Source organism: Streptomyces sparsus (assembly GCF_054776295.1).
In genome coordinates, this window is the sequence record NZ_BAAHCA010000124.1 from 1 (window position 1) to 8,785 (window position 8,785).

The window sequence follows — 8,785 nt, forward strand, 5'->3', positions numbered from 1 at the left end:
CGCGGCGTCCCCGGGCGCCTCGGCGCCCTCGGCCGCGTCGCCGTCCTCGGCACCGTCCTCTGCTGCGGCCCGAGCGGCAGCCGCGGCGGACATCGCGCCCGGAACCGACTCCGGGGCGCGCTGAATGACGCCGTCCGCGATCTGCTCGGCCCAGTGGCAGGCCACCTTGTGACCGCCGCCGACGTCCCGCAGCTCGGGCCGGTCGGTGGTGCAGAGCGTCTCCTGCTTCCACGGGCAGCGCGTGTGGAAGCGGCACCCGGTGGGCGGATTGGCCGGCGAGGGCAGGTCACCGGTGAGCAGGATGCGCTCCCGGGTGTCCTCGATCTCCGGGTCGGGCACCGGCACCGCCGACATCAGCGCCCTGGTGTAGGGGTGCTTGGGCTCGGCGTACAGCGTGTCGCTGGCCGCCTCCTCCACCAGCGAGCCGAGGTACATAACCCCGATGACGTCGGAGATGTGGCGCACCACGGCGAGGTCGTGGGCGATGACCACGTAGGTCAGGCCCATCTGCTTCTGGATGTCCTCCAGCAGGTTGATCACCTGGGCCTGGATGGAGACGTCCAGCGCCGAGACGGGCTCGTCGCAGATGATGACGTCGGGCTCCAGGACGAGCGCCCGGGCGATGCCGATGCGCTGCCGCTGCCCGCCGGAGAACTCGTGCGGATAGCGGGACAGCGCGTTGGTGGGAAGCCCGACCCGGGCCAGGATCTCCTTGATCCTCTCCCGGCGCTCCTCCCGGTCGGCGCCTATGCCGTGCGCGGCCATGCCCTCGGCGAGGATCGACTCGATGTTCTGCCGCGGGTTGAGGCTGCCCAGCGGGTCCTGGAAGACCATCTGGAGCCGGCGGCGGTACGTGCGCATCTCCTCGGCGGGCAGCTTCGCCAGGTCGGTGCCGTCGAAGACGACCTCACCCTCGGTGATGTCCACCAGCCGCAGGATGGACCGTCCCAGGGTGGTCTTGCCACAGCCGGACTCGCCGACGAGTCCGTACGTCTGGCCGGGTTCCACGGAGAGCGACACCCCGTCGACCGCGTAGACGTGTCCGACCGTCCGGTCGAAGACGATGCCCTTCTTGACGGGGAAGTGGACCTTCACCCCGTGCAGTTCGAGCAGGCTCATGTGCCGGCCTCCGTCTTCTGGGTCCCGGCGCCGCGCTGCGGCATCACCGGGTTGACGCACCGGACCTGGTGTCCGGCCTCGCGCGGTTCGGTCAGGGCCGGCGTGCCCTCGAGGCACTCCAGCGTGTAGTGGTCGCAGCGGGGAGCGAAGGCGCAGCCGTCGGCCCATGCGATCTGGTCGTTGATGGACCCGCGGATGGGGTGCAGCGGCTCCCCGCGCGGCGCGTCCAGCCGGGGGATGGAGCCCAGCAGGCCGTGCGCGTAGGGGTGGGTGGGGTGCGCGAACAGCGGGCGGCGCGGCGCCGACTCGACGACCTTGCCGGCGTAGAGCACGTTCACCTCGTCGCAGAGCCCGGCGACCACACCCAGGTCGTGGGTGATCATCAGCAGGGCGGTGCCCTCCTGGTCGACGAGTTCCCTGAGGAGTTCCAGGATCTGGGCCTGGATGGTGACGTCCAGCGCGGTGGTCGGCTCGTCGGCGATCAGCAGCCGTGGCGCGCAGGCCACCGCCATGGCGATGAGCGCGCGCTGCCGCATGCCGCCGGACAGCTGGTGCGGGTACTCCTTCAGCCGCCGCGTCGGGTCGGGAATGCCGACCCGGTCCAGCAGCGACGCGGCCTCCTTGCGGGCCGCGGCGCCCTTCAGGCCGCGGTGGCGGCTCAGGATCTCGGTGACCTGGACGCCGATGGGCACGACCGGGTTCAGCGAGGACAGCGGGTCCTGGAAGATCATCGCCAGCTGGCTGCCGCGCAGGTCCCGCATACGGGCCTTGCTCAGCGAGAACAGGTCGGTGCCGTCGAAGTCGGCACGGCCGCCGACGGTGACGCCCCGCTCCGGCAGCAGGCCCATCAGGGCCAGCGAGGTGACGCTCTTACCGCACCCGGACTCCCCCACCAGACCGACCACTTGGCCCTGGTCGACGGAGAAGGAGACCCCGGAGACGGCGCGCACGTCGCGGTGGCCCCGTCCGGTGAAGGTGACGGTCAGTTCGTCCACGGAAAGCAGCGACATGACATCAGCTCCGCAGTTTCGGGTCGAGGGCTTCCCGCATGGCCTCGCCCAGCAGGGTGAAGCCGAGGGCGGTGATGATGATGCCGACCGCCGGGTAGACCGCGAGCATCGGCGCGGTGTCGAAGAACGTCTGCGCCTGGGCCAGCATGACGCCCCACTCGGGCACCGAGGCGTCCGGGTTGCCCAGTCCGAGGTAGGACAGGGCGGCGGCCTCGATGATGGCGGTGGCCAGGCTCAGCGTCGCCTGCACGATGACGGGGCTGAGCGAGTTGGGCAGGATCTGCGAGAAGACGATCCTGCGCTTGCGCACACCCAGTGCCTTGGCGGCCAGCACGTAGTCCGAGCTGCCCTGGGCGAGCATCGCGCCGCGCAGCAGCCGGGCGAAGATCGGGATCTGCACCACACCCACCGCGATCATGACGGTGGTGAGGCTCTGCCCGAGCATCGCGGCGATGCTGACGGCGAGCAGCAGCGACGGCAGCGCCAGCATCATGTCGATGACACGCATCATCACGGCGTCGAAACGCTGGCCGATCCGGCCGCCGAGCGTGAGGGCGGCGCCGGAGGCACCGCCGATCAGCGCGCCGACGGTGAAGCCGAGCAGCGTGGCGACGACACCGACGAGCAGCGTCTGCCGGGCGCCCACCAGCATGCGGGAGTAGACGTCCCGCCCGAGGTGGTCCAGGCCGAGCCAGTTCTCCGACCGCGGGCCGATGAAGATGCCCCGGTTGCGGAAGACCTCGCCGCGCCACATCTGTGCCGGGTCGTAGGGGGCTATCCAGGGGCCGATGACCGCGAGGATCACGAACACGCCGATGACGCAGGCGCCTATGAGGGCCATCTTGCTGGACCGCAGCCGGCGCATCGCCTCGACCCACAGGCTGGCGCCGGTGGTGGACTCCGACTGTGCGGTGAGCTCGGCGAGCCGGTCGATCTTGTCCTTCTTGGTGGACACAAGGCTCATCAGTGCACCCGCACTCTCGGATCGATGACGCTGTAGGCGAGGTCGACCAGCAGGTTGATCAGCACGTACGTCACCGCGATGAACATGATGAACCCGACCAGCACCGGATAGTCCCGGGCGTCGATCGCGGTTCGGATGAACGAGCCGATGCCGCCGAAGGCGAAGACCGACTCGGTGAGGACGGCGCCCGACAGCAGGCCGCCGGTCATCAGACCGATCGCGGTGATGACGGGCAGCAGGGCGTTGCGCAGCACGTGCCGCACCCGCACCACCGACTGGTTGAGGCCCTTGGACTCGGCGGTGCGGACGTAGTCCTCGCCGAGCACCTCCAGCACGCTGGCCCGCGTCATGCGGGTGATGATCGCCAGCGGGATCGAGGCCAGTGCCAGCGCCGGCAGGACCAGGTGCATGAGGGCGTCGCCGGTGGCGTCGAACTCGCCCGTGAGCAGGCCGTCCAGTGTGTAGAAGCCGGTGACCTCGGTGGCGTTGATGCCGGTGCTCTGCCGTCCGTCGCTGGGGAACCAGTTGAGCTGGACGGCGAAGATCGCCTTGAGGATGAAGGCGAGGAAGAAGACCGGGATGCAGATGCCCAGCAGTGAGCCGGAGACCGCGCTCACGTCGAGCCAGCTGCCGCGGCGGCGCGCGGCGAAGTAACCCAGCGGTATGCCGACGGCCACGGCGATGATGATGGCGGTGACGCCGAGTTCCACCGTGGCGGGGAACCGCCGGGTGAACTCCTCCAGCACCGGCTGGCCGGTCTGCGAGGAGGTGCCCAGGTCCAGTTCGGACAGGCGGTTGAGGAAGCGGCCGTACTGGACCCACACCGGCTGGTCGAGGCCGAGTGCCTCCTCGATACGGGCCTTGTCTTCCTCAGTTGCCCGTTCGCCGAGCATTGCTGCCGCGGGACCGCCGGGAAGGCGGTTCAACCACAGGAACAGCAGTACCGACAGGCCGAGCAGGGTGGGAATCAGTTGCAGCAGTCTTCGGACGACGAGTCGCAACACCCCGCGATGCCCCTTTCTTCTTTCATGGGCAGGTCCGCCCGGCCACCCAGGTGCGGCGGCCGGACGGACCCTGCGCGAACTGCTGTTACTTGAAGGATGCCTCGGCGAAGTTCTCCTGCGTCAGCGGGGAGACCTTCGGCGGGTTGACGTCCTTGGCGAAGGCGATCGAGGGCGGCGACGCGGAGATCGGGACACCGGGGAGGTAGTCCATGATGATCTCGTTGGCCTCCTTGTAGAGCTCGACCCTCTTCTCGGTGACCGGCTCGGCGCCGGCCTTCTTCACCGCGTCGAAGACCTTGTCGTCACGGAAACCCCACTCCTTCTGGTATCCGCTGAACCAGGTGCCGATGAAGTTGTAGCCGTCGTTGAAGTCACCGGTCCAGCCGAGCAGGTACATCTCGCAGCCACCGGCGCGGGTGGTGTCGATGTAGTCCGGCGTCCACTTCATGGGCTTCGGCGTGACCTTGATGCCGGCCTTCTCGAGGTCGGCCTTCATGATCTCGAACATGTCGGCCGGGGCCGGCATGTACGGGCGGGTGACCTCGGTCGGGTAGCAGAACTCGACGCTCAGGTTCTCCTCGCCGGCCTTGGCGAGCAGGTCCTTGGCCTTCTTCGGGTCGTGGTCGTACGTGGTGACCTTGTCCGAGTAGCCGTCGATCGTGTCCGGCATGAACTGCGTCGCCACCTTGCCGCCCTCGGGCAGCTGGGTGTTCACGATGTTCTCGCGGTCGATCGCGTGGGCGACGGCCTTGCGCACGTCCTTCTTGCCGAAGGCCTTGTTGGCCTCCTCCGTGAACGCGAGGTAGAAGATGTTGAAGACGTTGCGGACCGGGACCTGGAAGCCGTCCTTCTTCAGGGTGGCCACGTCCGAGGGGGCGACCAGGTCGTATCCCTGGATGTTGCCGGCCTGCAGCGCCTGGCGGCGGGCGGCCTCCTCGTCGATGGTCCGGAAGACGAGCTTGTCGACGCCGGCCTTGTCACCCCAGTAGTCGTCGAACTTCTCGAGGGTGACCTCCTTGTTGCCCTTGTTCCAGGAGGAGATCTTGAACGGGCCGGTACCGGCGACCGTTCCGGCTTCCTGGCTGTACTCGGGGTAGCTGATCGCTTCGCCCTCGCCGGAGGCCTTCTGCGCCTCGTAGGCGTCGATCGACTTGGGCGAGTGGATGGCCAGCGCCTGGAGCGAGAAGCCGCCCGGGAGGTTGGCGGTCGCCTTCTTCACCTTGATGACGACGGTGGTGTCGTCCTTGGCGGAGCAACCGGCGTAGTTGGACTCCGGGATGTCCTTGTTCTCGTTCTTGGCAAAGCCGCCGAAGACCTTCTGCCAGTAGTACGAGAGGGCGTCGAGCTGGTAGGTGCCCTCCCAGTTGTACCAGCGGTCGTAGTTCTTGCAGACCGCCTCGGCGGTCAGGTCCTCACCGTCGTGGAACTTGACCCCCTTGCGCAGGTTGAACGTCCACTCGGTGCCGGCGTCGTTGCTCGACCACTCCTCGGCCAGGCCGCCGACGATCTCGGTGCCGCCGGACTCGTGCTCCAGCAGGGCCTCGAACGCCTGGCGGGTGACGCGGTAGGTCTCGCCGTCGCTGGCGAGAGACGGGTCAAGAGAGGCCGGGTCACCGGCAGCGCCGAAGACGAAGGGCTTTGATGTGTCCGCCTCTCCGTCCCGTTCACTGCTGCATCCAGTAGCGATCACGCCTACCGCGAGGGTGGCCGCGATCGCCTGGACGACCTTGGGACTTCTCATTCGCATGGTCCACCTCGGGGGTCATGTGGTGGTGCCGACATATGGTCGCCCGAACATTAGTCGTGTACAGACAGAGGTGTGAACCGTCCGCATGTCGGTGATACCGAGCTGAGACCCAGCCCCCGGGGGGAGTTGGCGGTTAAGCGGGCAATCCCCCGCATTCGGACGCGCCCCGTCCGCTACCAGCTGTGATGTCAGTACGCCCGCGGGTAGCCGTAGCCGTATCCGGGTGCCGTGACGGGTGCCGGACCGTGCGCGTCACGGTCGAAGAACGGACGCGAGTTGGCACGCAGCCACATCGCCACCGGGTCGTAGTCGTCGGACATCGCGACCGTCGAGACGGGCAGCCCCTCGGGCACCGCGCCGACGGACTGCTCCATCATCGTGCGCACCGACGCGACCGACGGACCGCCGGTGTCGTAGAGGTCCAGCCCGATCACCAGGTAGGCCATGCCGAGCGCCGGCTGCACCCAGGCCCGGCGCAGGCTGCGCACCACCGGGGTGCGTTGGGCGTTGTGCGCGAGCTGCGCGTAGAACTGCGGGATCTCCAGGGCGGGTTCACTGATCCGCAGCGGCCCGGCGGGCAGCCGGTCCAAGCCGCCGGACATCCGGCGCAGGTCGAGCCAGGGAACACCCACTCCTCCGCCTGGCGCGTGCGGGTTGAGCCACAGCCCCCACCGGTCCGGGTAGAGCGCGGCGGCGACGTCCCGGCCGGTGACGACCTCGTGCGCGCGGGTCCAGCCCGAAGCGGCCAACTCCTGCGCGGAGGTCACGCAGGGCGCGTAGCCGTGCCCGCCGACCTCCATGTTGCCGTACTGGGCGTCGGGGGCTCCGGGGCGACCGTGCCACAGCAGCATCCAGACCTGGCCGTCGGCGAGGCGGCGCAGCAGCTCCTCGTAGGTGTCGTACCGGCCCGGTGCCACCTGGCGCAGCAGCTGCTCAACGCTTTCACCCGCGCTCACCCTGGCCGCCCTTCTCCACTTCGGTCACTGCTCAGGGCACGCGTGTGCGCCCCGCCCCGCCATCCAACCAGCTTACGAGCCGGGGACGGCAGCGCGGCGGCTACTCAACCGCGTACTCGACACCGGATGAGCACGCGTACTCAGTGCGCCCGCGGACCCGAGCGGATGCGGACGCGGATCGCACGCAGCGCCCACGGAGGCGATCACGGGCCGGACGGCGGACCTGCCGCCCGGCGTGCGCCGCCGCTTTGGGAGGCCCTGGGACGCGTCAACCGGCCGGGGTGTGGCTGCGGGCGTAGAAGGTGCGCACGCACTCGCGCATCCAGTCCACCACCGGGTCACTGGCGGCGTCCAGCAGCACCAGTTGCACCGGCCAGCGCACCGGCGCCCGGCCCAGCGCCCGGGCCAGCGCGTCGTGCGCTTCCTGCCGGGTCTCCGGCTCCAGCGAGTCCACCTCCACCCCGACGAACAGGGCCGGCGGATCACCCTCGGCGCTGGCGAGCCCGCGACGCGCGGTACGCACCGCGGGCAGACGGCCGAACTCCTCGGACGCGGCGCTGAGGAAGTCCAGCGGGTCGTCCTGCCAGTCCGGCTCGAAGAGACGCATCCGGGCCCCGCTGGGCGCGCCCGGCATCCTTTCGAGACCGCCTTCCCGGCACAGTTCGGCGACCGCCTCGGGCGGCAGGGGCATGCCGACGGTGCCGTCGAGGTTGACGGCGATGCCGACCTGCGGCGGCAGGCCGCGGGCGAACTCGCGGGCCGGCACCACGGCGAACGGCATCTTCATCCGTACGCACTGGAGGAACTGCTGCTCGGAGCTGTAGACGGGCACGTAGGGCGCGTCTTCCAACTGCACGGTGGGCAGGTCGATGCTGGGGCTGCCCGATCCGCCGCCCTCGGGGAGCGGCACCCACAGGCTGCTGCGGCCCAGCACCTCCAGCAGTCGGGCGCCGGCGTCGGGCACGCCGAGTGATGCGGCGAGCGTCTCCTCCAGCTCGTTGCCGGGCCAGCCACCGCCGTGACCGGGGCCGAGGTGCTGCGGCTGCTGCGGAACAGTCATGGGCGGAACCCTAGCCGGGCCGCGGACGGCCAGTGGCCGAGGGCGGCGGTAACCCGAATGCCACCACGAGCGACCGAGCGGTTGCGGAGCGTTGCCATGTCCCAAAAAGTGGGACCGTCCCCACCGACAGCATTTCGGAGGAATCCCCCCATGCCCAGCAACATGACCGCTTCCGCCGTCGTGGCAGCCGCAGTCGCCGGCACGCTGACGTTCGGCACCATCGGAACGGCGGTCGCCGCGAGTCCCGCGACCACACCCGCCCAGGCACCCCAGGCACCCCAGGCAGCGTTCCCCGCCGCTCCGCTCCCCGGAACCGAAGAGGCCGCCGGGCAGGTGAAGGCGCTCAGCCAGGCCGGCGGTGTCCTCACGCCGGTCGCGAAGCTGCTGGAGGCCGTACTCCAGGCCGAGGACGGGCAGCTGTCCGAAGCCGAGGCGCGGCGCCACCAGGCCGACGTCACGGCGGTCCTCGACGCCCTCCGGCAGACGGGCACCGCCGACGGCACCCGGGCAGCCGCGGCGAACCGGGCGGCCGACACCTCGAAGGCGGCCGCCGAGCTCCAGGAGAGGGTCGACACGCTGGTCAGGGCGGCCACCGCCAAGGACATCAACGACGTGGTCACCGCCCTCACGGACGCACTGGGCAGTGTGCTGGAGCTCGTCCTCGGTCTGCTCGGCGGGGCGGCGCCGAACATGCCCTCCGGCAACACGAACATCCCCCAGCTGCCGTCGACCGACACGCCCAACACCACGCTGCCCAAGCCGAACGTGCCCGGCACCACCGAGCCGAACGTCAACATCCCGGACATCAAGCTGCCCGACTTCACGCTGCCGGACACGAACACGGCCATGCCGGGCCTGCCCGGCTGACGCGCCCCCGCCGCTTCCGCGCACCGCCCGCGCCGCTTCCCCGAGCGGCGGGCGGTGC

At 69.8% G+C, this 8,785-nt stretch carries 8 protein-coding genes; 1 reads left to right on the top strand and 7 read right to left on the bottom strand.

The annotated features are described in order from the left end of the window. From ACYVE9_RS09335 to ACYVE9_RS09365, 7 genes are all read right to left on the bottom strand, one after another. The coding region (locus tag ACYVE9_RS09335) for an ABC transporter ATP-binding protein (protein ID WP_461027283.1) at nucleotides 1-1,119 on the bottom strand (1,119 nt) is incomplete at its 3' end. After that, nucleotides 1,116-2,129 (bottom strand): ABC transporter ATP-binding protein, encoded by a 1,014-nt coding sequence (locus ACYVE9_RS09340; RefSeq protein ID WP_461027284.1) that lies wholly within the window; start codon nucleotides 2,127-2,129, stop codon nucleotides 1,116-1,118. The genes ACYVE9_RS09340 and ACYVE9_RS09335, both read right to left, overlap by 4 nt. Before the next feature lie 4 nt (nucleotides 2,130-2,133). Continuing rightward, nucleotides 2,134-3,093, bottom strand: coding sequence for an ABC transporter permease (locus ACYVE9_RS09345; RefSeq protein WP_461027285.1), 960 nt, complete (start codon nucleotides 3,091-3,093; stop codon nucleotides 2,134-2,136). Then, entirely contained in the window at nucleotides 3,093-4,097 is a 1,005-nt protein-coding gene (locus ACYVE9_RS09350) for an ABC transporter permease (protein WP_461027286.1), read from the bottom strand. The genes ACYVE9_RS09345 and ACYVE9_RS09350 overlap by 1 nt, the downstream gene beginning before the upstream one ends. An 85-nt stretch (nucleotides 4,098-4,182) precedes the next feature. Beyond that, nucleotides 4,183-5,844: an ABC transporter substrate-binding protein gene (locus ACYVE9_RS09355; protein ID WP_461027287.1), complete on the bottom strand. Its 1,662-nt coding sequence runs from the start codon at nucleotides 5,842-5,844 to the stop codon at nucleotides 4,183-4,185. 188 nt (nucleotides 5,845-6,032) lie between these two features. After that, nucleotides 6,033-6,800, bottom strand: coding sequence for an enhanced serine sensitivity protein SseB C-terminal domain-containing protein (locus tag ACYVE9_RS09360; protein ID WP_461027288.1), 768 nt, complete (start codon nucleotides 6,798-6,800; stop codon nucleotides 6,033-6,035). 268 nt (nucleotides 6,801-7,068) lie between these two features. Beyond that, nucleotides 7,069-7,860, bottom strand: coding sequence for an enhanced serine sensitivity protein SseB (locus ACYVE9_RS09365; RefSeq protein WP_461027289.1), 792 nt, complete (start codon nucleotides 7,858-7,860; stop codon nucleotides 7,069-7,071). 150 nt (nucleotides 7,861-8,010) lie between these two features. Here ACYVE9_RS09365 and ACYVE9_RS09370 point away from each other — a divergent pair, with 150 nt between their 5' ends. Continuing rightward, complete coding sequence (locus ACYVE9_RS09370; protein ID WP_461027290.1) at nucleotides 8,011-8,727, top strand: hypothetical protein; 717 nt, start codon at nucleotides 8,011-8,013, stop codon at nucleotides 8,725-8,727. The last annotated feature ends 58 nt before the right edge of the window (nucleotides 8,728-8,785 follow it).